The sequence below is a fragment of the Leclercia adecarboxylata genome (genome assembly GCF_035787115.1).
Lineage (GTDB): Bacteria > Pseudomonadota > Gammaproteobacteria > Enterobacterales > Enterobacteriaceae > Enterobacter > Enterobacter adecarboxylatus_E.
The window spans coordinates 1377322-1403016 of the sequence record NZ_JALKTL010000001.1; the positions used below are offsets into that span (position 1 = coordinate 1377322).

Annotated in this window: 22 protein-coding genes and 2 tRNA genes; 13 read left to right on the top strand and 11 right to left on the bottom strand. The window is 55.0% G+C overall.

What is annotated here, in order from left to right:
• Positions 1-145: 145 nt before the first annotated feature.
• Genes MXM41_RS06510 through MXM41_RS06525 form a run of 4 tightly spaced genes read right to left on the bottom strand, consistent with a single transcriptional unit; the run spans position 146 to position 4830 of the window.
• A complete protein-coding gene (locus MXM41_RS06510) occupies positions 146-487 on the bottom strand; it encodes a tryptophan synthase subunit beta (protein WP_325930613.1) in 342 nt (113 codons plus the stop codon).
• Positions 488-513: 26 nt separating this feature from the next.
• The gene (gene lapD / locus MXM41_RS06515) at positions 514-2460 is read right to left on the bottom strand and encodes a cyclic di-GMP receptor LapD (protein WP_325930614.1); all 1947 of its coding nucleotides are present in this window, start codon (positions 2458-2460) and stop codon (positions 514-516) included.
• Between the two features lie 9 nt (positions 2461-2469).
• Positions 2470-3159 carry a cysteine protease LapG gene (lapG, locus tag MXM41_RS06520; RefSeq protein ID WP_325930615.1) on the bottom strand — a complete coding sequence of 230 codons (690 nt, stop codon included), beginning with the start codon at positions 3157-3159 and terminating at the stop codon, positions 2470-2472.
• A gap of 9 nt (positions 3160-3168) precedes the next feature.
• Entirely contained in the window at positions 3169-4830 is a 1662-nt protein-coding gene (locus MXM41_RS06525; RefSeq protein WP_418936766.1) for a Mur ligase, read from the bottom strand.
• A gap of 116 nt (positions 4831-4946) precedes the next feature.
• Between MXM41_RS06525 and MXM41_RS06530 the strand changes: the two genes are divergently transcribed.
• From MXM41_RS06530 to ypdK, 5 genes are all read left to right on the top strand, one after another.
• On the top strand, positions 4947-5840 hold the full coding sequence (locus tag MXM41_RS06530; RefSeq protein ID WP_325930617.1) for an alpha/beta hydrolase: 894 nt from the start codon (positions 4947-4949) through the stop codon (positions 5838-5840).
• 155 nt (positions 5841-5995) lie between these two features.
• Entirely contained in the window at positions 5996-6352 is a 357-nt protein-coding gene (locus tag MXM41_RS06535; protein WP_325930618.1) for a hypothetical protein, read from the top strand.
• The gene (locus tag MXM41_RS06540) at positions 6349-7794 is read left to right on the top strand and encodes a hypothetical protein (RefSeq protein WP_325930619.1); all 1446 of its coding nucleotides are present in this window, start codon (positions 6349-6351) and stop codon (positions 7792-7794) included. Before MXM41_RS06535 ends, MXM41_RS06540 begins: the two co-directional genes overlap by 4 nt.
• Positions 7795-8042: 248 nt before the next feature.
• Entirely contained in the window at positions 8043-8963 is a 921-nt protein-coding gene (lpxP, locus tag MXM41_RS06545) for a kdo(2)-lipid IV(A) palmitoleoyltransferase (RefSeq protein ID WP_325930869.1), read from the top strand.
• Positions 8964-9316: 353 nt separating this feature from the next.
• On the top strand, positions 9317-9397 hold the full coding sequence (ypdK, locus tag MXM41_RS22810) for a membrane protein YpdK (RefSeq protein WP_098946261.1): 81 nt from the start codon (positions 9317-9319) through the stop codon (positions 9395-9397).
• Between the two features lie 54 nt (positions 9398-9451).
• Here ypdK and alaC read toward each other — a convergent pair whose 3' ends face one another.
• Complete coding sequence (alaC, locus tag MXM41_RS06550; RefSeq protein WP_325930621.1) at positions 9452-10693, bottom strand: alanine transaminase; 1242 nt, start codon at positions 10691-10693, stop codon at positions 9452-9454.
• A 384-nt stretch (positions 10694-11077) separates the two neighbouring features.
• On the opposite strand from alaC, the gene MXM41_RS06555 reads away from it, so the two are divergent.
• Positions 11078-12775, top strand: a complete 1698-nt coding sequence (locus MXM41_RS06555; protein ID WP_325930622.1) for a sensor histidine kinase — start codon at positions 11078-11080, stop codon at positions 12773-12775.
• A 12-nt stretch (positions 12776-12787) separates the two neighbouring features.
• Positions 12788-13525, top strand: a complete 738-nt coding sequence (locus MXM41_RS06560) for a LytTR family DNA-binding domain-containing protein (RefSeq protein WP_325930623.1) — start codon at positions 12788-12790, stop codon at positions 13523-13525.
• 41 nt (positions 13526-13566) lie between these two features.
• Here MXM41_RS06560 and glk read toward each other — a convergent pair whose 3' ends face one another.
• Complete coding sequence (gene glk / locus MXM41_RS06565) at positions 13567-14532, bottom strand: glucokinase (protein ID WP_325930624.1); 966 nt, start codon at positions 14530-14532, stop codon at positions 13567-13569.
• A 204-nt stretch (positions 14533-14736) separates the two neighbouring features.
• Here glk and MXM41_RS06570 point away from each other — a divergent pair, with 204 nt between their 5' ends.
• Positions 14737-15972, top strand: coding sequence for an ion channel protein (locus MXM41_RS06570; RefSeq protein ID WP_325930625.1), 1236 nt, complete (start codon positions 14737-14739; stop codon positions 15970-15972).
• Here the strand turns inward: MXM41_RS06570 and ipdC are convergent, their stop codons facing one another.
• Positions 15973-17628: an indolepyruvate decarboxylase gene (gene ipdC / locus MXM41_RS06575; RefSeq protein WP_325930626.1), complete on the bottom strand. Its 1656-nt coding sequence runs from the start codon at positions 17626-17628 to the stop codon at positions 15973-15975.
• A gap of 184 nt (positions 17629-17812) precedes the next feature.
• On the opposite strand from ipdC, the gene mgrA reads away from it, so the two are divergent.
• Together mgrA and ypeC are read left to right on the top strand one after the other, a co-directional pair.
• Complete coding sequence (gene mgrA / locus MXM41_RS06580; RefSeq protein ID WP_325930627.1) at positions 17813-18811, top strand: L-glyceraldehyde 3-phosphate reductase; 999 nt, start codon at positions 17813-17815, stop codon at positions 18809-18811.
• A gap of 126 nt (positions 18812-18937) precedes the next feature.
• A complete protein-coding gene (gene ypeC / locus MXM41_RS06585) occupies positions 18938-19282 on the top strand; it encodes a DUF2502 domain-containing protein YpeC (protein WP_325930628.1) in 345 nt (114 codons plus the stop codon).
• A gap of 29 nt (positions 19283-19311) precedes the next feature.
• On the opposite strand, the gene MXM41_RS06590 is transcribed toward ypeC, so the two are convergent.
• Positions 19312-20553 carry an Nramp family divalent metal transporter gene (locus MXM41_RS06590; protein ID WP_325930629.1) on the bottom strand — a complete coding sequence of 414 codons (1242 nt, stop codon included), beginning with the start codon at positions 20551-20553 and terminating at the stop codon, positions 19312-19314.
• A gap of 346 nt (positions 20554-20899) precedes the next feature.
• On the opposite strand from MXM41_RS06590, the gene MXM41_RS06595 reads away from it, so the two are divergent.
• Complete coding sequence (locus tag MXM41_RS06595; protein ID WP_325930630.1) at positions 20900-22087, top strand: NupC/NupG family nucleoside CNT transporter; 1188 nt, start codon at positions 20900-20902, stop codon at positions 22085-22087.
• Between the two features lie 44 nt (positions 22088-22131).
• Here MXM41_RS06595 and MXM41_RS06600 read toward each other — a convergent pair whose 3' ends face one another.
• From MXM41_RS06600 to MXM41_RS06610, 3 genes are all read right to left on the bottom strand, one after another.
• Positions 22132-24318: an EAL domain-containing protein gene (locus MXM41_RS06600; protein WP_325930631.1), complete on the bottom strand. Its 2187-nt coding sequence runs from the start codon at positions 24316-24318 to the stop codon at positions 22132-22134.
• Positions 24319-24524: 206 nt separating this feature from the next.
• Positions 24525-24600 (bottom strand) — tRNA-Ala (locus MXM41_RS06605).
• A gap of 41 nt (positions 24601-24641) precedes the next feature.
• Positions 24642-24717: transfer RNA gene (locus MXM41_RS06610), tRNA-Ala, on the bottom strand.
• A 220-nt stretch (positions 24718-24937) separates the two neighbouring features.
• Here MXM41_RS06610 and MXM41_RS06615 point away from each other — a divergent pair.
• Positions 24938-25297 carry a YfeC-like transcriptional regulator gene (locus MXM41_RS06615; protein ID WP_325930632.1) on the top strand — a complete coding sequence of 120 codons (360 nt, stop codon included), beginning with the start codon at positions 24938-24940 and terminating at the stop codon, positions 25295-25297.
• Between the two features lies 1 nt (position 25298).
• Positions 25299-25694 (top strand): YfeC-like transcriptional regulator, encoded by a 396-nt coding sequence (locus tag MXM41_RS06620; protein ID WP_325930633.1) that lies wholly within the window; start codon positions 25299-25301, stop codon positions 25692-25694.
• Position 25695: the final 1 nt, after the last annotated feature.

The following is a 25695-nucleotide window of genomic DNA, read 5'->3' on the forward strand; positions in this document are numbered from 1 at the left end:
ATTTATTGATGCAGATACGGGTCAGAGCGCTATATTAATAGAAGCTAGAAATAAACAGGAATGTAAAAGGCCAGCACAATCAACCCAGGTATTGGGAAACATCCCCTTATTAGTTGTTGATAAATCCCGACACGTAACAGACTGTCTAAATAAGCCCCTCGTCATCATCCGCGATTAACCCTTCCAGACCACTCAGCGAGCGGCGCGCCTGTGCACGGCTGGTGAGTTTGGCCTGCGCGGCAGGTGGCAGGTCGGTAATGGTTATCACCCCTTTGCTCATCAGCACCTCAATCAGATCCTCAAGCACACGCACCATTTCAAGGTCGCTTTGTCGTAGCTGATACAGCATGGCTTCGCGAATGTCCCGCTGGCGCATCCACTCGTCAATCTCGGGCGTACAGAGATCGTGCTGTTCTGTCATTGCGGGAAATGGTGTCAGTTCCACCCGAATAATTCGATTTTCCGTATCGCGTTCTATGTAATACATATCCAGCCTCTGCATATCCTGTGAGGTTAATTTGCACCCAGCGTACTGGCATCAGCGAAATAGCGCCCCATTGCGCCATACAGACCCATTTTTTCGAGGATTGCCAGTTCGCCTGCAGTTTCCACTCGTTCGGCAATTAAGGGAAGATTAATCTGACGGGCCGCCCAGTAAATAGCCTCAATAAACAGTTTCTTATCCTCTTCGCTGTCAATATCGCGAATATAACTGCCATCAACTTTAATCCAGGCCAGGCCCCATTGCGGTAAATTGCCGATAAGGTGGAAGCGACCACCAAAATGCTGGATCCCCAGACGGCAACCCAACGCCTTAAGGCGACTGACCAGAATATTTACCCGCTCGACATCGGGCAGTTCACTCTCATCCAGTTCAAACGTCAGCCAGGTTGCCAATTGCGGCGCGCTTTTCAGCGGCTGCAGCAGGGCGTTCAGGCTCTCGTCATCCGCGATGCTGGCACCGCTGATGCTCAGCGCCAGCGGACGCGGCGATTTTGCCAGCTCACGCAGGGTCTGCTGGAGCATCACGATATCCATGCGACGGCTGAGATCGAGCCGGTGAATCCACGGCATAAAGCGCCCCGCAGGCACCAGCTCGCCCTCCTGCGTTTTAATTCGCGCGAGGATTTTATGATGCAGCACCAGATGAGCGTTATTGCACGCGTAGACCGGCTGCGAGAAAAGCTCGAAGCCACCGTTCGTCAGCACCGCGTCCAGACGGGTGTACCAGCTGTGATGGTCCTCTTCGCTCTCCGTGGCTGCTGCGGTATCGGGCGTAGCAAAGATGCGCATCTCGGTTTCGGCTCTTGCCAGCGCCTGATCCGCCTGCGCCAGTACCGCCTGCGGCGTATCGCCAACGTTAAACGGCACCAGAGCGAAGTGCGCCACCGGCGTCACATCGCTCATCCCCATCTCAGACAGCGCCTTCAGCTGCGTGCTGAGGGTGTTGCGCAGATTGTCGAGATCCTGTCCCGGGATTTGCGGGGCAATAATGGCAAACTCCCCGCCGCGTACTCGGGCTAAAAAGCCGTCGTTAGGGAAATAGTTGCGCTGCAGGCCGCTCAGAATATCCGCCACGGCCACCAGCAGCCGATCGGATTTGGCACCGCCCAGACGCTGGTTAAGCCCCATCAGATCCTGCACCCGCAGCAGCATAATATGCCCGCCAGCGTTCTCTTCATCGCTCAGGCGCGACTGCAACTGCATATCAAACGCACGGCGGTTACTCAGGCCGGTCAGGCTGTCGTGATAGGCCTCCTGACGCAGCGCTTCGGTGCGCCTGGCCTGCTCGCTGAATAATGCCTTGAGCTGCGTCACCATCATGTTGGTGGCGTCCACCACCCGGCGCAGTTCGGGCGTTTTCGGCAGCGCCTGGACGTTGAGGAACTCGCGGCGGCAGATAGCCATGGCCTGCCCGGCAATATAATTAAGCGGACTCAGTACGCGGCGTAACATCAGGGTGGCCGCCAGCACAAACAGCAGGCTACAGCCGATCAGCCACAAAAAACTGGCGACGATGCTGTTCCACAGGCGGGCCAGGGCGAACATCGGATGGCTGACCACTTCGACCCGGGCGACCTGGGTCCAGCCCCGCATCACAATGGCATCGCCTTCACCGGGGCTGAGGTTCACCAGCCGTACAAACCACTGAGGTACGCGGGTGCTTTGCGGCACGTCGCTGCGCTCGATGATCGGTTTATTGGTATTAATATCGATTACGCGAATACGATAGAAATAGCCGCTGTCGAAGATGGAGTTCACCATCAGCTCGGTCATGGTTGGATCGTCAATATGGGTAGTCAACGACAGCCCCAGCGCCGTCGCCGCGTCCTGCGCATGGGCGCTGAGCTGATTACGATACTGATCCCGTGAACTTTCCAGGGTAACAAAAAAGTTGCCGCAGAAAATGACGAGCGTAAATAAACAGATGCCGATCAGTAGCTGTTTATAAAGTGACATGCCCCTATCCTATTCATTAATTACAAATCCTTCTGCACGCATACGGGTGAGAAGATCCTGCCATCGGGAGAGCCGTTTGCTGTCACCCACGCGTTTGTTGCCGCCGGATTGCGGCAGCCACAGCCCTTCGCCGTTAAACGCATAGACCGGAAGCAGATCGGTACGCTGTGTAGCAGGCAAGATGGCGGTTTTCAGATTGTCCAGAACCAGCGGGATCGCCGTGGGGGTGGAGTACCACGTCACCACCATGTGCGCCTGATTCAGTTCGAGTGCTTTAACATAGGTAATACGTAACTGGTTTGCGGGAACGCCCATTTCACGCAGGGTAAAATATTTCGCCAGCGCAAAATCCTCGCAGTCCCCTGCCCCTTTTCGCAAAAACTCAATCGGCGTTGCCCAATAATCCTGCTGCTTCCAGACGACGATATCATCGCGAAAAGCCATGCGGGTGTTAAAAAACTGATTAACGCTGTTTAACTTGTCCTGGATCGTGTTCTGAGGCGGCTGGTTGAGCAAGGCGGCCCACTCATCAATCCGCTGCCGGGCAGATGCAGTTGCCGGGCCATACAGCCGTTCGGTACGGGTACTGATGGCGCTGAAATCCCACCCGGCGCCGAGCCCGGAGGAGAAAACCAGGAGCAGCAGCCAGAGTGACAGCCAGCGTCGATAGCTCACCTGGAGAGAACGAGGAGGCCGCATGACGTTAACTTACTTCTCACCTGACCGGACAAGCCAGTGCTTACGGTACGCGACATAGCCGGAAAGGTAGTGCTCCACATCGTCAATCCGCACGCGATAGCTATGGTGGCGAATAAAAAAGCTGCCGACAATCGAGGCCGGGTTTTTGAAGAACATCGCCAGTTCCGGCCAGAAAAAGCCGTTCGCCAGATAGCGGGCCCGGGTCTCCAGCGCCTGGTTGAACAGCGTCATATCAAAGCCCGCCAGCAGATGCTGGTGCGGCGATGTCTCAAGCCGCGCAATCATCCGCGATGCCGCCATCATCAGCTCCAGCAGCGTGGGATAGGTGGTGATTCGGTTCTGGACAAAGTCAAGATGATCGCGCACGTTATCCAGCCCAAACTGGTAATACCGCTCCTGCGGTCGGTAGAGCGTCAGCTCGTTGACGCAGTAGCTGAGCCAGTGATCGTGGGCCTGCCAGTGTTTTTGTTCGATAAAATGATCCATCGCCCTTTCGACTATCGCCAGCCAGCGCGGGGCTTTTGTGAGCCCGTAAAGACGCATCAGCGCAAACGCCGCTTCACCGTCGTAATAGATAATGCGGTGCGCCGCCTTCAGCGACAGATCCCCGGCGTTCAGCACATGAATAAAACCGCCCGTCTGCGGATCCTGCATAAAGCCGATCCCATTCGCCAGCCGCGCCATCGGTTCGAAATAACGCCGATCGCCGGTCAGCTCGCTGTATTTCGCCATCGCCAGGATGCACACCGCGTTGCCGCCAAGCTTAATTTCATCCCCGGTATCGACCAGGAAATCGGCTTCGCTGCCATCTGGCAGTACGTAAGTGCGAATAAAGCTGGTGCAGAGATCGTTAAGCGCCCGTTCGATCGCCGCCAGCTGTTCAGGCTGCCGGGTAACCTCCCACCCTTCGAGCAGCGCATAGGTTGAGCTGGCGTGACGCAGGGTATTATAGGTGGGAATGGCGCGATCGAAGCAGGGAAACCAGCCGTACTGGTAGCGCCCGGAAGGGATGATTTGCCGTGCAAGATAGTCGGTAGCGGAGACGATCATCGGCTCAAGCGCCGTCGCCTGCCAGTCAGGGAGCTGGCGGTAGCCGCTGTTGCGCCCGGTAGACTCGATGGGCAGCAGCTGCTCGCCGTCGCAAAACAGCGCCCGGGTGGTGAATCGCCAGAGCGTCTGGTCAGGCTGGTCCGGCCATGTCAGCACCGCGCCGAAGCGACGGCGGGAAAAATGCGCCAGGTTGGTGGCATTCGGCGTGGCAACGCCGTGGTCGCCGTGGTAGAGCAGCGCGTTGGCCGCAATCTCCTGCTCCAGCATCGCGTAGCGAAACGCCGGATCCAGGCTAATGCCAAAGCGAAAATAGTTACGTTTGGTTTTGGCTAAACGGGATTGCAGGGTATCCCAGCGCAGGGTCTGAACCTTATCCACGAGGTCAACCCGCAGCCAGCATACCGCTGCGCCGCTCTTTTGCTGCCACTGCTGCAGCGCCTGTGTTCCCTGTTGCCAGGCCTGATCGAAGGAGTCGCCGCAGCCCTGCACAATATGCGCACGGCTTTGACCGTCAGAAGCACTAAAAAAGATCGCCCACGCGGGGCAGATCGGCGGTTTGGGCGCAACATCCAGCAATTCCATCGCCGGGCGGGTTTGCGCCAGTAATTGGCTGAGCGGCATTTTTACTCCTGATAACGCCTGAGGAAACCCTGTCAGAAAAATCCTAACCGATGATAACATTATGTATGATGAGTTGTGTATTCTGTATATCTATAGTTTCCCTTTGAGGCAATGGTGTGAGGCGACGTTTTGCGGTATGGATCCTGCTGCTGGTCAGCGTTTTTGCTTACGCTGAGCCGCCGCTGCTGTGGAACCAACCGGCGTCCCGACAGCACTGTCCGACCGGCGACGACGCCGTGTGGGTGCACTATCCGAAAGGTCACGCCTGCATACGCTATTTTAGCGCAGGCGATCTGCAGGCCGCCCCGCTTGTGGTGGTGGTATTCAGAGGCGACCGCGTCTCACAGATTAAGCGTCCTCCCGCGACGATCCCCGGCAATACCGCTGCCGATCAGCGCCGTCAGGCCCGGGCTATCCTGCGCCAGACCGGCTTGCCCACCCTTATTCTCGCCCGCCCTGGCACCTACGGCTCCAGCGGCAACCATTACCGTCGTCGCCAGGCGCAAGAGTTTCAGGCCATCAATGCCGCCCTAAATGCCATCAAAGCGCATTACGGTATTCAGCGCTTTATCCTCACGGGACAGAGCGGAGGCGCAACTGCCGCGTCCGCCCTGCTGACCACCGGCCGCCGGGATATCGACTGCGCGGTGCTGACCTCCGGTGCCTGGGGATTGCTGGAGCGGGCGCAACGTATTCATCAGAAACGCGGTGAAGGTCCCGTCCCCGCGCGGGACACCACCGGCCTGCCTCACCCCTGGGATCCGCTCGACCATGTCGACGGGATCGCCGCCGATCCCTTCCGACTGATCCTGGTGATAGGCAATCCGCAGGATCGCAATGTGCCCTTCGATCTTCAGGCGCGATTCGCAAATACGCTGCGCGAGCATGGGCACCGGGTGAGACTGCTTGAACGTCCTGCGGCTGCGCCGATGTACCACAGACTGCTGGATAATGCCGGCATTCACGCTATTCGTCTTTGTCCGCAACGCGGGCACGCCCAGAAACAGTAGGGATCAGAACACTGCCCCGCCCCGGGGCACTCTACCCCGGCCCCATCTCGTCGGAAAATAAGCAGAATTTTTAAGCGATACAACTACCTGAATTAAAATTCCCGATTACAGTTAAAAGACGTCACTCCGCTGTGCAACAGAGTCAGGACAAACTGATGAGCGTGCCACTGCAAAAAATGCCCCGCTGCGGGGTGGTGTTATTAACGCTGCTTCTGAGCGTGAGCGGTTGTGCTTCCCGTGATAATGCCGGAAGCCGGGCGCGTGTGGCGCCCAGGTATCTTCCCCCCGCGCCGGTTCAGGTTCCTGTTGTGCCTGTGTACAGCGCACCAGGCCTTTTCCTCAACGCGCCAGAAGAGGCTCCGTCGACTCCCGTAAAAGCCAAAAAACGGCCTCCGGTCAAAGCCGCAGAACAGCCGGCACCCCGGGTGGTGCCGGTGCTTGATAATTCATTACCCGAACAGATCTGGCAGCCAGCGATCACCCGTCAAACCAGCCTGGAGCTTAAATCATGACGGAACGCGTTATCGGTGAACTGGAAAGTCGGCCTGATATTAAACGCCCGACGCTGCCGCTGTGGCAAAACGGTCTGGTTATTCTCCTGACCCTCGCCTACCTCATCTGCGAGCTGGCCTTTAACTCGCGCCTGCTCGATCTGGTGGGCAGTCTCTCCACGTCCGACGACATTCACGGTATCGAGCGCTACGGGCGAGCTTTAACCGCCATCGCCGCAGCGCTGCTGGTGTTTCAGCTGGTGCTGGCGGGCAACGCCAGGCTTAAAAAACGCGGCGTTACGTTTCCTGCGCTCTGGGTGGCGAGCATGGTGTTTTCGCTGTGCCTGCTCACCGGCGTGGTGACCTGGCAAACGGTGGAGTGGGTTATTGAGCGCCAGGTCGCGCAGAGCACCGGCGAGTTTCGACAGAAATCGATACTGGCGCAACTCTATCAGCAATCTTTAATCGACGGGCATCAGACGCTGGAAGGGATCCCGCTTGATGACGATGGCAGCCAACGCGAAACCTGGACCAGCCCTTCCGGGAAAGCGTTTCTGGCGATGCTGCCGCTGCTGATGAGTTCGGTCAGCCGCTATCACGAACTGCTTGAGCGAGAGGCGGCGCAAAACCTGCGCGACAGCATCAGCGTCCAGGAGGGTGGTATTCTCGGCTATTACAAACGCTGGCTGGCCGCGCGAGGGGAAATTTATAAAGACTATCTTAGCTATAACAGCGTAATGCAGAAAAAGGTGATTTATAACGGCGTGACGATCCCGGCCCGGCTCAGCTGGGAAGCGTTTTTCATGCTCGAGGTGGTGCAGAAAGGGCTGCGTGAAAAGCTGACGCTTCCCCTGCAAATCCGGGTGCGGCCTGAGTATCCGAAAGATGATGCCCTGAAACAGTTTGCGCTGGAGCTCCAGGCGCCCCATCTTGACTACGCTGTGCAACAGCAGCTTCCTCGCCTGCAGGCTGCGCTGGCCAGTTACGGGGCGGGCGGGGCAAATGAAAAACGCGGCGAGGACGCAGCGCGGGCGGTGATTGTTCCCCCCATTGCGCTGATGTTCTCCCTGCTCGGCGCCCTTACTCATGTGGCAAAACTGCTCTATCTGCTGCTTCTCCCCTTAAGTGCCGCCCTGCTGTATATCACCGCCTGGCGTCCCGTTCGCCTGCTCAACCGCCATCCGCTAATCTTCCCGGTAATGTTGCTTTGCCTGCTGCTTAGCCTGTGCAGCCTGATGAATAACAGCATTACCGCCTCCCCTGCCTATCACTCTTTGCGGCATGCGTTGCAGGGAGCTGAAGTGTCGATCGCCGACGCGCCCTCATCCCTGAGCGGCGGCACATTATTGCGGGTGATTCATGCGGTCAGCATCGGGCAAAGTTACAGCTATCCGTTGAACCACGCCTTACGACAGAACGTGCTACTCGGCTTTGATTTTGGCTATGCAACACGTAATGAATAGCGTTTTAATCTGGATAAAAACAGCCGCTGTTTTACCCATTTTAGCGATCGTTTTTTGAGCAAAAAAGTAGTGTTAGCAGTTAAGATATATCAGTGCTACATTACGCCGCCCAACGGCGACAGACAATTTTCAGACCACAGGCATATACGTTATCAGCCCTGAACCAATAGTATAAACGCAGGTCATAATAGCAATCTGGCGTAACGCCTGTCTGGCGCTACCTGTACACTCTTCATAAAGGTCGTTTTATCTTGTCTCAATGCAAATTCACGCGCACGCTTTTGCACCCGCGTTACTGGTTTACGTGGTTTGGCCTGGGTGTCCTGTGGCTGCTCGTGCAACTTCCTTATCCGGCGCTGCGCTGGCTGGGCGCTGGCCTTGGGAGCATCTCGCGTCTTTTTTTGAAACGCCGTGAATCTATCGCCCGCAGAAACCTCGAACTCTGTTTTCCCGCACTCTCCACTGAAGCTCGTGAACATCTCATCAGCGAAAATTTTAAATCCATCGGTATGGCGTTGCTGGAAACGGGCATGGCCTGGTTCTGGCCAGACTGGCGAGTACGCAAGTGGTTCGACGTTGAAGGTCTGGAAAATCTGCAGCGCGCGCAGGCTAAAAACCGCGGGGTGATGGTGATCGGCGTGCACTTTATGTCGCTGGAGTTGGGTGGCCGGGTGATGGGGTTATGCCAGCCGATGATGGCCACCTATCGTCCGCATAACAGTGCCCTGATGGAGTGGGTGCAGACGCGCGGGCGTATGCGTTCAAACAAAGCGATGATCAGCCGCAATAACTTACGCGGGCTGGTCATCGCCCTGAAAAAAGGGGAACCGGTCTGGTTTGCGCCAGACCAGGATTATGGCCGCGATGGCAGCAGCTTCGCCCCTTTCTTCGCGGTAAAGGACGTGGCCACCACTAACGGCACCTTTGTTATTCGCCGTCTTTCAAAGTCGACGATGTTGACGGTTACGATGGTAAGAAAAGCCGACAACAGCGGATATCGCCTGTTTATCATGCCGGAGATGGAAAACTATCCTCAGGAAGAGCTGGCCGCCGCGGCTTACATCAACAAGGTTATCGAAAAAGAGATCATGCGTGCCCCGGAGCAGTATTTATGGGTGCATCGCCGCTTTAAAACACGCCCTGTGGGTGAACCTTCCCTCTACAGCTAGCTTTCTGTCGAAGGTTAGCTTCCTGATGAAACTCACCTTTTCAATCACCTGTAGTCACGCCAGTTTATCGTTAGCAGGCTATGTTGCCGAAGGGCAATTTATTACCCAAGGAAATTAAACTGTCGCCGTTCCACGACACTCGTAAGTGACGGAAATTATTTAAAAAAATGCCTCTTGTCACTGCCGAAATTTAGGCGTACATTAGCGCCGTCTGGCTATTAGAAAGCACAGAATTCTGAGCTGGAGTCCTCGCCGTAACGGGAAAATTCTCATTTCCGCCCCGGCCTGACTTCAACTCTCTATACTCAGTTGGACTCTGTTTTTTTGATGCGTATCACGAAATACGCGGAGCGATGAACGTGAAATATTTCTTTATGGGTTTTTCAGTGATTGTGTTCGCCTGGGTTGGCACGTTTGCCCTGATGATGAACTGAGCAAAGAAAATACAGTCAAAAAAACAGGCGCCTCAGGCGCCTGTTTTTTTATGGTTACTGACCAGCCTGCTCTGGCGTCGTTTTGGTTACCTGCGGCAACAGCCCGTCGGCGCGGAACATGCTTTTAATGCCCCTCACCGCCTGACGAATACGATCGCTGTTCTCAATCAGCGCGAAACGAACATGCGTATCGCCGTAGTCGCCAAAGCCAATCCCCGGCGAGACGCATACCTTCGCGTCCTGCAAGAGTTTCTTGGCAAACTCCAGCGACCCCATCGCAGCGTAGGCTTCCGGGATCTTCGCCCAGACATACATCGAGGCTTTCGGTATCTCGACCATCCAGCCCGCCTCATGTAGCCCTTTGACCAGCACATCGCGACGACGTTTGTACTGGGCAGCAATGTCCTTCACACACTGCTGATCGCCCTCGAGGGCAGCAATCGCCGCCACCTGCAGCGGGGTAAAGGTGCCATAGTCGTGGTAGCTTTTGATGCGCGCCAGCGCATTGACCAGCGTCTTATTGCCCACCATAAAGCCGATACGCCAGCCCGCCATGTTGTAGCTTTTCGACAGAGTAAAGAATTCCACCGCGACATCGCGCGCGCCGGGAACCTGCATAATCGACGGCGCTTTCCAGCCGTCATAGACGATATCGGCGTAGGCCAGGTCATGCACAACCAGCACGTCGTAGCGCTTCGCCAGCGCCACCACTTTCTCGAAGAAATCGAGTTCGACACACTGTGCGGTCGGGTTGGAAGGGAATCCGAGGATCATCATCTTCGGCTTCGGATAACTTTCGCGGATGGCGCGCTCCAGCTCGTTGAAAAAGTCGACGCCTTCTACCAGCGGAACAGAGCGCACCTGCGCGCCCGCAATCACCGCGCCGTAAATATGGATCGGGTAGCTGGGATTCGGCACCAGCACAGTGTCGCCATGGTCCAGCGTCGCCAGCATCAGATGCGCCAGCCCCTCTTTCGACCCGATGGTGACGATAGCTTCACTCTCGGGGTCAATATCAACCTGATAGCGTTCCTGATACCAGCGCGAGATGGCGCGGCGTAAACGTGGAATGCCTTTGGAGGTGGAGTAGCCATGAGTGTCCGGGCGCTGGGCGACAGTACAGAGCTTCTCAACGATATGCGGCGGCGTAGCGCCGTCCGGGTTGCCCATACTGAAATCAATAATGTCTTCGCCGCGCCGACGCGCAGCCATTTTCAGTTCAGCGGTAATATTAAATACATAGGGGGGAAGACGATCGATACGCGAAAAACGGCGTTCAGGACTGGAGTCAGCCATACATTCCTCAGATTACGTTAGCGCCCGGACCGTCCGAGCGACGTCGCCACGAATGTGGCGTGCTTAGAAAATAACCTGAAAAAATTCAGCTTGTCGAGGGGAGAAATAAAAAAAAATCGTCGCGCTAAAACGGGAACTCTGCTGCGGACAAAACCGGAAGCGAAAATGAAAAGCGGCATTTATGATTTCAACTGATTAACATTTTAATATCAATATAGTTACGACGCTCGGGTGACTTTTCCCCTTTTTGCGCCCCTGAATGATTCCTGCCCCAATCCCCTTTCATTAATATGGTTTATCCCCATTTGATAAAACAGACGGATAGCTGGTCATTAAGCGTCAGGTTTTTTATTATGACTCTTTCCCGTTTTCCCAGGTTTTCCCGTGCACGAAATATTCAATATGCTGCTGGCGGTTTTCGATCGCGCGGCATTAATGCTGATTTGTCTGTTCTTTCTCATCCGTATCCGCCTGTTCCGCGAGCTGCTGCATAAGTCCGCCCACTCGCCGCGGGAGCTGCTGGCGGTCACCGTCATCTTCTCAATGTTTGCCCTTTTCAGTACCTGGTCCGGGGTGCCGGTGGAAGGTTCGCTGGTGAACGTGCGTATTATCGCCGTGATGTCAGGAGGGATCCTGTTTGGCCCCTGGGTAGGGATTATCACCGGCGTTATTGCCGGGCTCCACCGTTACCTGATCGATATCGGCGGCGTGACGGCTGTCCCCTGCCTGATCACCTGCATCATCGCGGGCGTGATGTCGGGCTGGATTAACCGTAAATTCCCCAAACAGCAGCACTGGCGGGCGGGGATTCTCGGTGGGATGGTCTGTGAAACCATGACCATGATTCTGGTGGTGGCCTGGGCACCGACTGTCGAACTGGGGGTGGATATTGTCTCGAAAATCGGCATCCCAATGATCCTCGGCACTGTCTGCATCGGCTTTATTGTGCTGCTGGTGCAGAGCGTGGAGGGCGAAAAGGAGGCCAGTGCCGCCCGACAGGCCAAGCTGGCGCTGGATATTGCCAATAAAACGTTGCCGCTGTTTCGCGATATTAACGCCGAATCGCTGCGCCAGGTGTGCGACATCATCCGCAGGGATATTAACGCCGATGCGGTGGCGATCACCAACATAGACCGGGTGCTGGCCTACGTGGGCGTGGGTGAAGCTAACTACCGGGACAGCGATGATACCGTCAGCCCCACCACCCGCCAGGCGATAAACGGCGGCAAAATCATCATCAAAAATAATGATGAAGCCCACCGCACCCCGGAGATCCACTCCATGCTGGTGATTCCCCTGTGGGAAAAAGGGGTAGTCACCGGCACGCTAAAAATTTACTACTGCCATGCCCACCAGATTACCTCCACTCTGCAGGAGATGGCGGTCGGACTGTCGCAGATTATCTCCACCCAGCTGGAGGTCTCCCGTGCCGAGCAGCTGCGGGAGATGGCAAATAAGGCTGAGCTGCGCGCCCTGCAAAGTAAAATTAATCCCCATTTTCTGTTCAATGCGCTGAACGCGATCTCGTCGTCGATCCGCCTTAATCCGGACACCGCCCGCCAGCTGATCTTCAATTTGTCGCGCTATCTGCGCTACAACATTGAGCTGAAAGACGACGAGCAGATCGACATCAAGAGAGAGCTTTACCAGATAAAAGATTACATCGCCATCGAGCAGGCGCGGTTTGGCGATAAGCTCACGGTCATCTATGACATTGATGAAGAGGTGAACTGCGTGATCCCGAGCCTGCTGATCCAGCCGCTGGTGGAGAATGCCATTGTTCACGGCATTCAGCCGCGCAAGGGTAAAGGCGTAGTGACCATAAGCGTCGCGGAATGTGGCAATCGCGTGCGGGTGGCGGTGCGCGACACCGGGCACGGGATCGATCCGAAAGTAATTGAGCGGGTGGAGTCGAACGAGATGCCCGGCAATAAAATTGGTCTGCTTAATGTCCACCACCGCGTTAAGCTGCTCTATGGCGAAGGGTTGCATATTCGCCGCCTTGAGCCAGGTACCGAGATCGCCTTTTATGTCCCGAATGAACGCGCCGCCGTTCATGCCCAGACGCTGTTGTTGCCTTAGAGAGAGTGACGCATGAAAGTCATCATAGTGGAAGATGAAATACTCGCTCAACAGGAGCTGAGCTGGCTGATTAAAGAACACAGCCAGATGGAGATAGTCGGCACCTTTGAGGACGGGCTGGACGTGCTGAAATTTCTGCAGCACAACCGGGTCGATGCCATTTTTCTTGATATCAATATCCCGTCCCTGGACGGCGTGCTGCTGGCGCAGAACATCAGCCAGTTTGCCAGCAAGCCGTTCATCGTCTTTGTCACCGCGTGGAAAGAGCATGCGGTGGAGGCCTTTGAGCTGGAAGCGTTCGACTATATTCTGAAGCCCTATCAGGAGTCGCGGATCGTCAGCATGCTGCAGAAGCTGGAGCACGCCTGGCACCAGCAGTCCGGCGCGGAGCAGGCCGCCGCCTCACCGGTGATGCGTGAGAATGACACCATTAACCTGATCAAAGATGAGCGCATCATCGTGACGCCGATGGACGATATCTATTATGCCGAAGCGCATGAGAAGATGACGTTTGTCTATACCCGCCGCGAATCGTTCGTCATGCCGATGAACATCACCGAGTTTTGTAGCAAACTGTCGACGAGCCATTTCTTCCGCTGCCACCGTTCCTTCTGCGTTAATCTGAACAAGATCCGCGAGATCGAACCCTGGTTCAACAACACCTATATTTTGCGGCTGAAGGATCTGGAATTTCAGGTGCCGGTGAGTCGCAGCAAGGTGAAAGAGTTTCGCCAGCTGATGCACCTGTGAAGAGAGAGCCCCGGTGAACGGACGTCACCGGGGATGAGCCATTACAGCACCTGGCCCAGGGTCTGACGCAGATGCGCACCGGCGCCCAGCAGGCCCGGGTTGTCATGCACAATCAGGTACACCGGGATATCCCGCACGTAATCGCGAAAGCGCCCCTTGTCTTCAAACCCGCCGCGGAAACCGGATGATTTAAAGAAGTCGAGGAACCGCGGGACGATCCCGCCCGCGATATAAACCCCGCCAAAGGTGCTCAGGTTCAGCGCCAGGTTGCCGCCAAAACGCCCCATAATGACGCAGAACAGTGACAGCGCGCGACGACAGTCGATGCAGCTATCTGCCAGCGCGCGTTCGGTCACGTCTTTCGGCTGCAGGTTTTCTGGCAGACGCCCGTCAGATTTTACGATAGCCCGGTAGAGATTCACCAGGCCGGGGCCTGAGAGCACGCGCTCCGCCGACACGTGGCCGATCTCCGCGCGCAGCTCTTCGAGAATAATGCCCTCTTCTTCGCTGTTTGGCGCAAAATCGACGTGGCCGCCTTCGCCTGGCAGGCTGATCCAGCGCTTGTCGACGTGCACCAGATGCGAAACGCCAAGCCCGGTGCCTGCGCCATACACGGCAATCGGCTTACCTTCAACCGGCCCGGTGCCGCCGAACTGGATCAGATGGTCCGGCTTTAACATCGGAATCGCCATCGATACCGCGGTAAAGTCGTTAATAATTTCCAGATGCGCAAAACCGAGGTTCGCTCTCATTTCAGCAATAGAGAATGCCCAGGTGTGGTTGGTCATCGCCACCCAGTCGCCGGTAATCGGGCAGGCAATGGCGATACAGCCATCCTCAACGCTGACATCATGCTCCGTCAGATAGACACGAACCACCGCTTCCAGACTGGGATAATCCAGCCCGGAATAGGTTTTGGCGCGGGAGATTTCGCCGGTGTTGACGTCACATAACGCCAGACGCGCGTTAGTCCCCCCTACATCACCTACCAAAGCATACTTTGTCATTCTTCTACTGCTCCGCTAAAGTCAAAATAACTGTTTGGCACACTCTAAATTCAAGGCCCGATAACAACAACGACCTGAATAAAAGCACCCCAGGATTATCGATCTTCGTCACATAATAACTTTACCGTTTCAGCACCATTTGCACTATTACCATCAGGCTGAACGTGCAAAGTAAAGAGAGCCATTTTCTACAAGGAAATCATCATGCTCCATCCGCGTGCCAGAACGATGCTGCTGCTGGCCCCTCCTGCACTAATTATTGGCGTCGCATCCAGCCTGATCCTGATTGTGATCATGAAAGTCGCCTCGGTGCTGCAGTTGGTGTTGTGGACCTCATTACCGGCCTCCCTCGGGCTTAGCGCGAGCTCTCCGGCATGGGTTATTTTGACCCTTACTCTCACCGGTATCATCGTGGGGCTGGTCATCCGCTATAGCCCGGGCCATGCCGGGCCGGATCCGGCGACAGAGCCGTTGATTGGTGCCCCGGTGAATGCCGCAGCCCTGCCCGGCCTGATTATCGCACTGATTGTCGGGCTGGCGGGTGGCGTCAGCCTCGGGCCTGAGCATCCGGTAATGGCGGTAAACATCGCCCTGGCCGTCGCCGTCGGCGCGCGCGTCTTCCCCCGGGTCAACGCCCTTGACTGGACTATTCTCGCCTCTGCCGGCACCATCGGCGCGCTATTCGGCACCCCGGTTGCCGCGGCGCTGATTTTTTCGCAGACCCTGAGTGGTAATATGGATATCCCACTCTGGGATCGTCTGTTCGCCCCACTGCTCTCAGCCGCTGCGGGCGCGCTAACCACCAGCCTGTTTTTTCATCCTCAATTCTCGCTGCCCATTGCCCACTACAGCCAGATGCAGCTGGTCGATATTATTAGCGGCGCGATTGTCGCCGCTATCGCCATCGCGCTGGGCATGGTGGCGGTGTGGTGCCTGCCGCGACTGCACCAGCTGATGCATCGCCTGAAGCATCCGGTGCTTATCCTCGGCGTGGGCGGGTTTATTCTGGGGATATTGGGGGCCATCGGGGGCAACATTACTCTGTTTAAGGGGCTGGATGAGATGCAGCAGATGGCCTTCAGCCAGCTATTCAGCGTGTCAGATTATCTGCTCTTTGCGCTGATCAAACTGGCGGCGCTGGTGGTGGCGGCGGCCTGCGGTTTTCGCGGGGGGCGCATTTTCCCGGCGGTATTTGTCGGCGTGGCGCTGGGGTTGATGCTGCATGAGCACGTTGAGACCGTGCCGCTGGCGATCACCATTTCCTGTTCGATTCTGGGGCTGGTGCTGGTGGTTACCCGGGATGCGTGGCTAAGCCTGTTTATGGCGGCCGTGGTAGTGCCGGACATCACCCTGCTGCCGCTGCTCTGTATCGTGATGCTGCCCGCCTGGCTGTTGCTGGCGGGCAGACCGATGATGATTGCCGGACGTCAGGAGAAATAATCAGGCGCTTTTACGTGCCTCCAGCGCCTCGAGGATCCCGCTCAGCAGCGGCGGAACGTCGGCTTTTGGCAGCATAACCTCAATCAACGACAGCCGTTCCGGGTGCGCCACTCTCTCCAGCACCTCTTCAAGCTGCACCGTCTCGCTAACCCGCCAGCACTCAGCCTGACAATTCAGGCTGAGCGCCTGCGGGATCTGCGTCCAGTTCCACAGCGCAATGTCGTTATAGCGTTGATTCGGGCCATGAATGGCGCGCTCCACCGTATAGCCTTCGTTATTAAGCACCATGATCACCGGGCGTTGGTTGTCCCGCAGCATTGAGCCCAGCTCCTGAATGGTGAGCTGCGCCGCACCGTCGCCGGTAATCGCGATCACGCGACGATCCGGGCAGGCGGTCTGCGCGCCGTAGGCAGCGGCCAGGGTGTACCCAATTGAGCCCCAGATCGGCTGCACGATAAAGTTCACCTCATCCGGCAGACGCAGCGCGCCGGCGCCAAACGCCGAGGTACCCTGGTCGGCAAGAATAATGTCACCCGGACGAATATAAGTTTGCAGCGTTTTCCAGAAGCTGTCCTGCGTTAGCGAGCCGGGATTTACCGCATGAAGTTGTCTTGCCGGGCGGGGCGTATTGCTGGTGTTAGCGTACTGATGGCACAGGCTGGCGAGCACCTCAATGGCCTGGGCCATCGGGATCCCGGTATACCAGACATCTCCGATGCGCGAGGTGTGCGGCTGAACATCGATAGTCTGCTGCGGGGTGAGTTTATGGGTGAAGCCTGCGGTAAGCGTATCGGTAAAGCGCGTGCCCACGCAGATCACGGTATCGGCGCCTTCAATGGCGTCGTTGATGTCCGCCGCGCTGGCAGAGCCGCTGTAGGTGCCGGCAAAGCCGGGTTTGCGCTCGTCAAAAATACCTTTCCCCATCAGCATGGTGGCATGGGCAATTGGCGTTTGATCCACCCAGCGCTGCAGCTGGTTTTTCAGGCCGTAGCGCAGAACCAGAAAGTCAGCCAGCAGCGCGGTGCGTTCGCTCGCGCTAAGCCGCTTTTCCGCCGCCTGGCGGAATGCATCAAGACGGAAGCTGTCGCTTTCATAAATGCGATCAATGAGAGCGTTTACAGGCGGGGTGGCAGGTTTTTTTGCCACATCGGCAGGCAGCATGATATAGCCGGGACGGCGCTCTCGCAGCATTTCGGTTAATACCCGGTCGATTTCATAGCAGGCATTCTGTTCGGTCAGGTGCGCCTGCGCGACGGTAACAGGCTCACTCATCTTATAAAAGTGTCGAAACTCGCCATCACCGAGCGTATGGTGCAGCAGTTCCCCTTTTTTCTGCGAGGCGCTACCCGGCGCACCCACGATATGCAGAACCGGAACATGCTCGGCGAAACTGCCCGCAATGCCGTTCATGGCACTGAGCTCCCCCACCCCAAATGTGGTCAGCAGCGCGGCAAAACCTTTGCAGCGCGCATATCCATCGGCGGCATAGGCCGCATTCAATTCGTTGGCACAACCGACCCAGCCAATATCCGGGCTGGCGATAACGTGATCGAGAAACTGCAGATTGTAGTCGCCCGGAACGCCAAACAGATGATCGGCACCACAATCTGTAAGACGGTCCAGCAGGTAATCGGCGACGGTGTAGGGGGTATGCATGACAGTTATCCTTATAATGTTGACGTCAATTTGAGTATTGAAGAAGCGTGATTGCTGTCCAGGAATGGCGATAATCAGCTTATGGAAATAATGCTTTACGTATTTTCGCGAGGTAATCTGCTTGTCTGACGTTTAGTGTAAACGTATACACTGAAAGACATTCTGACCCAGAGGGAGAGGATTAATGGTTTACCAGGCGGACCAAAGCCGTTATAAGTCAATGACATATCAACGATGCGGGCAGAGCGGTCTTAAGCTCCCCGCCATCTCCCTGGGGCTATGGCACAACTTTGGCGATGCCACCCTGATCGAAAACAGCCGTCAACTTTTACATCGTGCCTTTGACGTCGGTATTACGCACTTCGACCTTGCCAATAACTACGGTCCACCGCCGGGCTCGGCAGAGCGTAACTTCGGGCGGATCCTGCAGGAAGATTTCTGTGCCTGGCGCGATGAGTTAATCATCTCAACCAAGGCGGGCTACACCATGTGGGATGGGCCCTACGGCGACTGGGGCTCGCGTAAATACCTGATCGCCAGCCTCGATCAGAGCCTGAAACGCATGGGGCTGGAGTATGTCGATATCTTCTATCACCATCGTCCGGACCCCGAAACGCCGTTAAAAGAGACAATGAAAGCGCTCGACCATATCGTACGCCAGGGTAAGGCCCTGTACGTCGGGCTGTCCAACTATCCGGCAGAGCTGGCCCGGCAGGCCATTGAAATCCTCGACGATTTGGGTACGCCCTGTCTTATTCATCAGCCGAAATACTCGATGTTTGAACGCACGCCGGAAGCGGGATTACTGGATGTGCTCAAGGATAAAGGGGTGGGCTGCATTGCTTTTTCACCGCTCGCGGGGGGCCAGCTAACCGACCGCTATCTGAATGGTATTCCGGCCGATTCCCGGGCCGCCAGTGGCAGCCGGTTCCTCAATCCGGATCAGCTCACCGAAGAGAAGCTGGCGAAAGTGCGGCAACTCAATGCGCTGGCCGAACGCCGTAACCAAAAGCTATCCCAGATGGCGCTGGCATGGGTGTTACAGCAGGAGGCCGTCACCTCGGTGCTGATTGGTGCCAGCAAAACGGCACAAATTGACGATGCGGTGGGCATGCTGGCTAACCGTCACTTCACGCCTGCGGAACGGAATGAAATAGAAACTATCCTGGACAGCGTAAATTAAAAGCACTTTTAGCAAAAAGTGCTACGTCTTCTGAATTAGGAGTTAAAGCGATTATCCGGGGCTTTACCGCCCCTTAATATTGCATTAACAAGCCGGTTACGGCTCCGATCGTGAAGGAGAATAATAATGTTCAGGTCCCTGATTCTGGCAGCAGTATTAATGGCTTCAGCCCCGCTGGTCGCTAATGCTGGCGAAATCACCCTGTTGCCATCCATAAAATTACAAATTGGCGATCGCGATAATTACGGTAACTACTGGGACGGCGGCGGCTGGCGTGACCGCGGCTACTGGCACCGTCATTATGAATGGCGTGGCAACCGCTGGCATAAACATGATAACGGCTACCACCGTGGCTGGGACAAACGTAAAGCCTATGAGCGTGGCTATCGCGCAGGCTGGAGCGATCGTGATGACCATCGCGGCCGCAAAGGCCACGGGCATGGTCATGGCGGGCACGGTCACCGTCACTGATATAAAAAAGGCGCCTTGCGGCGCCTTTTTTACAATCCTGACGCAGTACCGATAAGCAGCCACAGATTCAGGGCCACCACCAGCGCCACGATCGCCCAGCCTGTCCTTTTCACCGTCACACTGTTCACCAGATCGCCCATCAATGTCTTATCGCTGGTAAACACCAGCAGCGGCACCAGCGCCAGCGCAATCCCAAAGCTCAGCAGCACCTGGCTCATCACCAGAATACGGGTCGGCTCCAGTCCCATCAGGATCACAATAAACGACGGCAGCATGGTGACCGAACGGCGCACCCATAAAGGGATATGGAAGCGTACAAATCCCTGCATCACCACCTGCCCCGCCAGCGTGCCCACAACGGTGGAGGAGAGGCCCGCCGCCACCAGACTCAGACCAAAAATGGTTGCTGCCGCGTGACTCAGGAGCGGTTCCAGCGTCAGATACGCCTGATCCAGATCGGCAATACCGGTATGGCCGTTGAAATGAAATGCCGCTGCGGCGGTCGCCATCATCGCCAGATTCACAAAGCCGGCAATGGTCATGGCGAAGGCCACATCCCATTTTGTGGCGGAGTAACGCTCATGCCGTGTCCCGCCATGCAGGTTCTGGGTCAGTGAGGAGTGCAGGTAAATCACGTGTGGCATAATGGTCGCGCCCAGTACGCCGGCCGCCAGAAACACCGCTTCGGTGGTGGGCAGGCTTGGGATCGCCATCCCTTTCCCCAACTGCACAAGGTTGGGCTGAGAGAAGATCAGCTCAACAATATAGGCCGCTGCCACAAACAGCAGCAGGCCGCCGATCACTTTCTCAAGCGGCTTTTGCCCGCGTCGTTGCAGCATAAGGATCAGGAAGGTGGCGATACCGGTTAAGACCGCGCCCTGCAGCAACGACACGCCAAGGATTAGCTTAAAGCCGATCGCCGCGCCGATAAATTCCGCAAGGTCGGTCGCCATCGCAATAATCTCGGCCTGTACCCAGTAAAACCAGACCAGCGGACGCGGATAGTGGTCGCGGATCTGCTCCGCGAGGTTTTTGCCGGTGGCAATGCCCAGTTTGGCCGACAGCACCTGGATCATCATCGCCATCAGATTGGCCCATACCACCACCCACAGCAGTTTGTAGCCAAAGCTGGCCCCGGCCTGAATATTGGTCGCAAAGTTACCGGGATCGATATAGCCAATGGCGGCAATAAACGCAGGTCCCATTAATGCGAACCGCATTTTGCGTGCAGCTCTGCCACTGCTACTCTCATCAACGCGACTGTTGCTCATTTTTGCCTCAGTAATATAGCCTTTGCTATGTTTAATGCTATCAAAATGCGAATGATTATCAAGTTCATTTAAAGTGGTTATAGTGATTGCACCGATAGCGAAGAACAATAAGCAGGCTGGAATTGTGGATAAGCTGACGGGCAAAAATGCACGCAACCTTTGTGAAGCCTAGCACAGAAACTTAACTTTTAATTCATTTACACAACATAACGAAAATGTATCGTATGTCACTAATTTTGAGTCTCGTCACAGGACGCGATGATAGTGTGGCTTTGATCTCGTTTTCTTTACGCTTGTTTCATAGAATGTGCAGCGAAATTAAACCTGCCTCATATTTGGAGCAAATATGGACCGCGTCCTACATTTTGTCCTGGCACTCGTTGTTGTTGCCGTGCTTGCGTTGCTGGTCAGCAGCGATCGCAAAAAGATCCGCATTCGCTATGTTGTTCAGTTACTCGTTATTGAAGTATTGCTCGCCTGGTTCTTCCTGAACTCAGACGTGGGGCTGGGCTTCGTTAAGGGCTTTTCCGAGATGTTCGAAAAACTGCTCGGATTCGCTAACGAAGGAACCAACTTCGTATTTGGTAAAATGAACGATGAAGGTCTGGCGTTCTTCTTCCTGAAAGTGCTGTGTCCAATCGTCTTTATCTCAGCCCTTATCGGTATCCTGCAGCACATTCGCATTCTGCCGATTGTGATCCGCGCTATCGGTACCGTGCTGTCTAAAGTGAACGGCATGGGCAAACTGGAATCTTTCAACGCCGTAAGTTCCCTGATCCTTGGTCAGTCTGAGAACTTTATCGCGTATAAAGACATCCTCGGAAAAATGTCCCGCAACCGCATGTACACCATGGCGGCAACGGCAATGTCGACCGTTTCCATGTCTATCGTGGGCGCGTATATGACCATGCTGGAGCCAAAATATGTGGTTGCTGCGCTGGTTCTGAACATGTTCAGCACCTTTATCGTTCTGTCACTGATCAACCCGTACCGCGTGGATGAGAGTGAAGAGAACCTGCAGATGGCTAATCTGCATGAAGGCCAGAGCTTCTTCGAAATGCTGGGTGAATACATTCTGGCAGGCTTTAAAGTGGCGGTTATCGTTGCCGCGATGCTGATCGGCTTTATCGCGCTGATCTCCGCACTGAACGCCCTGTTTGCAGCCGTGCTGGGTATCTCCTTCCAGGGCATTCTGGGTTACATCTTCTATCCGGTTGCCTGGGTGATGGGTGTGCCAGCAAGCGAAGCGCTGCAGGTGGGCAGTATCATGGCGACCAAACTGGTCTCTAACGAATTTGTCGCCATGATGGATCTGCAGAAAATTGCCGACACCCTCTCCCCGCGCGCCGAAGGTATTCTGTCCGTATTCCTGGTCTCCTTCGCCAACTTCTCATCCATCGGTATTATCGCCGGTGCGATTAAAGGCCTGAATGAAGAGCAGGGTAACGTGGTTTCCCGCTTCGGTCTGAAACTGGTATATGGCTCTACGCTGGTCAGCGTACTGTCTGCGTCTATCGCCGCACTGGTCCTGTAATCAGCAAAAAAAACCGGGGTACGTCCCCGGTTTTTTTTCGCCTGTCATTCACTGAGCGGTTGCGGTTTGCCCACCAGATATCCCTGCAGATAATCTACTCCTGAAGCGAGCAATTTTTGCCGTTGCGCCTCCGTTTCGACATACTCCGCCACCACGCACAGCGATCGGGTCTTCGCCAGATTGCAAATCGACTTCACAATCATCGCATCCATACTGTCGCTACAAATATCCTTCACGAAGCAGCCATCAATTTTTATGATATCCGCCTGCAGACGCTTGAGCCGTTCGTAATTGGCATAGCCGGTACCGAAGTCGTCGATGGCAATTTTAAAGCCATACTGACGCAGCTGCTGAATATTAGCGATGCTGACTTCCGAGTTGGAGAACGCCTGCTCTTCGGTCACCTCGATAATCACCGTCTCCGGCTTCACGCTGTAATGCTCAAACAGCGCAACGATCTCTGACGCCACCTCTTTTTGCATCAGCGTTAACGGCATCAGATTCACGGAGAAACGGGCGCTGGAATCTTCTGAGGGATGGTTCTGCAGCCAGACCAGCAGCGCCTGAACCACGCTAATATCAAAGCGTCTGCTCAGGTTAAATTGCGCCACCAGTGGCAGAAACTTATCAGGCGTCAGGATTTCACCCTCGCTTTCCAGGCGCGACAGAATTTCGTGATAGCCCGCACCATCGGCTCGCTGAATGGGTTGCGCGTAAAGGCGCAATCCCCCCTCATCCAGCGCGCGTTTAATGCGGCTCAGCATCAGCACGCGGTCTGTGGTTTGCCCCGAAACCGTCTCAAGGCTGTTGTTCAGCGACAAAACCTGATTGGCCGAGCAGGCCTTTTCCGCCAGCCAGCTAAGCTGGCCCAGCGTGTGGTACAGGCTCTCCCCACAGTTGTACTCCACCCCTCCCCACGCGCCGCCAAACTCAATGTCCAGGGCGGTATTGTTCCAGTAAATTTTGCGGCTGTTCAGGTAATCAGTTATGTGTTGTAAGCGTGCACCAATTTCCGGGCCGTTGAGCACCACCACCAGCTCATTCCCCGGGATCTGGAAAACCTGCTCATTGGCCATCAGCAAGGGCTGCAACTGGCGAATGATGGCCCGTTTACACTGCACACGCATCATCAGGCCGTAATGTCGGCTCAGGAACTCAAGGTTATCCATGCGCAGACAGCACAGGCTGATATCCCTGTTGTCTTTCAGAAAACATTCCAGCGCGCGCAGGTTACGCAGCCCCGTCAGGGGATCGATCAGCGCCCTCTCCTGCCAGCCACGTTTAAGCCATTCGCTGCGCTGAAAAATGCGGGACATATAAGCCAGACAGATAGCGAAGGAGATAAGCACCGACAGCACAAACGCCAGTGAGTAGCCGTTCTGCACGCCCTGTAAAAAATTGCTGTTATAGGTAAGCAGCAGCAAGGCGCTCAGCGCCCAGCCCAGCGCAATGAAGGGATAACGAAATCGACTGACGCCTAAAGTGAATAAAATGAATATAACGGGAACCAGGTAGCCCGCAATAATATCGGAGGTAAAAGGTAGACAGAGTAGTAAAAGGAAAGCAACAAGAGAGAGAAGTAATACAGATGTGAATATTCGGTTGCGAGATGAAAATGAGTTATGAATATTCCTTCGCCAGAAAGCCCGCGCATAGTTCGGATTAATAACCATTCTCAAGGGATAATAGAAGAGCATTGTAAAGATCAGCACGGCACAAATCAGGCTCTGAATATCCACAATATGATATATAACAGAACCTCGGTCGGTGAAATTCGCAAGGGTAACTGGAAAATCACATAAATAACCGGCCAGGGACATCGAGAGTTTTATTGCCAGAGGCAGGATAAATCCTAACCAGAAAATACGCGCTCCGATAAAGCGATTAGGAACGTGATAGCGCCAGCGCGAGCCGAGTTGCCATCGCAGGATCCCGCTTATTATGAACGTGCTAAACACCTGACAAAAGAGCAAAATAGCATCCTGGCCTGGCGTTAAATTTAAATTCCATTCGTTAATTATGGCAAAGCTGATAACGATTGGGAGAATCCCCTGACGACCAAACAATAAGATTATCGCCAGCATTACGCTCAGTGGCATCCATGCCAGATAAACTTCAAAACCATCGATCGAAGACGTCGGTGAAATAAGGCGGGAGAAAGGGACAACAACCAGGCATAATGCCAAAGCGAGCGAGAAGCTCTTGAAGTTAATATTAATTTTGATATTCATTAATTTTATTAAACTATTTACCTGGCGATATTCTTTTCTCAATAAGAATAATTTCTTTGCGCAAGTGATTCAAGGCAAGGGTGAGGAAATAGCATTTCCTGCTCAGGAATAATCTCAAATAAGCTTTATTTACAGGACAGCAAGGGGTTAAAACGGGATGTTGAGGGCATAAAAAAACCCCCGCCAGCTGGCGAGGGTTCAAATTTTGGTGGAGCTAAGCGGGATCGAACCGCTGACCTCTTGCATGCCATGCAAGCGCTCTCCCAGCTGAGCTATAGCCCCACAGTATTCTTTACGCACCCTACTCTGTTGGGTTCAGAGTTTGGTGGAGCTAAGCGGGATCGAACCGCTGACCTCTTGCATGCCATGCAAGCGCTCTCCCAGCTGAGCTATAGCCCCATCGCGTAAAGCCTGTCGTGTTGACGGGCGGCATCATATGAATTCCATTGCTGAGTGTCAACGGCAAATTCTCACACCGTGATTCAATCGCTGAAAATTCATGCAAATGAATCACATTGCGAGCATGCTCGCAGCCATGAGTTAATCTTGTCACGTTTTCCAGTAAAACGATGTTATAAAATGACCCACTAATTAACCACACTCTTACTCAGGAAATTGCATGATCAAGGAACGAATGACGCCGGAAGAGTTGGCCCGGCTCACTGGCTATAGCCGACAGACCATCAATAAATGGGTGCGGAAAGAGGGTTGGTCAACATCGCCAAAACCCGGTGTCCAGGGCGGTAAAGCGCGCCTGGTGCATGTGAATGAGAAAGTCAGGGAATTTATCCGCAATGCGCGTAGAGTCCCGGATGCGGCCTCATCACCGGACGTTTACGCCGATAACTCGCTACAGGCGCTGCTGATCACGCTGGCCAACGAAATGACACCAACAGAGCAGAAACAACTGACCTCTTTATTACTCCGGGAAGGGATTTCCGGATTGTTGCAACGTTTAGGGATCCGCGATCAGAACTGATATGAAAAAATTACGTAGCAAAATGACCACCGAAGAGCTGGCGGTGGCGCTGGGGGTCGCCAGGCAAACCGTAAACCGCTGGGTGCGCAATAAAGGCTGGAAAACGGAAGGCATTAATGGCGTTAAAGGCGGGCGGGCGCGCCTTATCCATATTGATGACCAGGTGCGCAAGCACATCATGAATATCCCCGCCATTCGTAAACGACAGGCACTCTACCAGCTGGCAGAGAACGCAGCCAGCTACGGAGACGCCAAACCCGTTGCCGTGCTACCCGGAATCATTAATGCGCTGGAGAATATGACCTTAGGGGAACAAGAGCGGCTTGAAACGCTGCTGACACGAGAAGGGATACAGGGTTTTCTGGTGCGGCTGAACATTCATCAGCCAGAGGAATAAA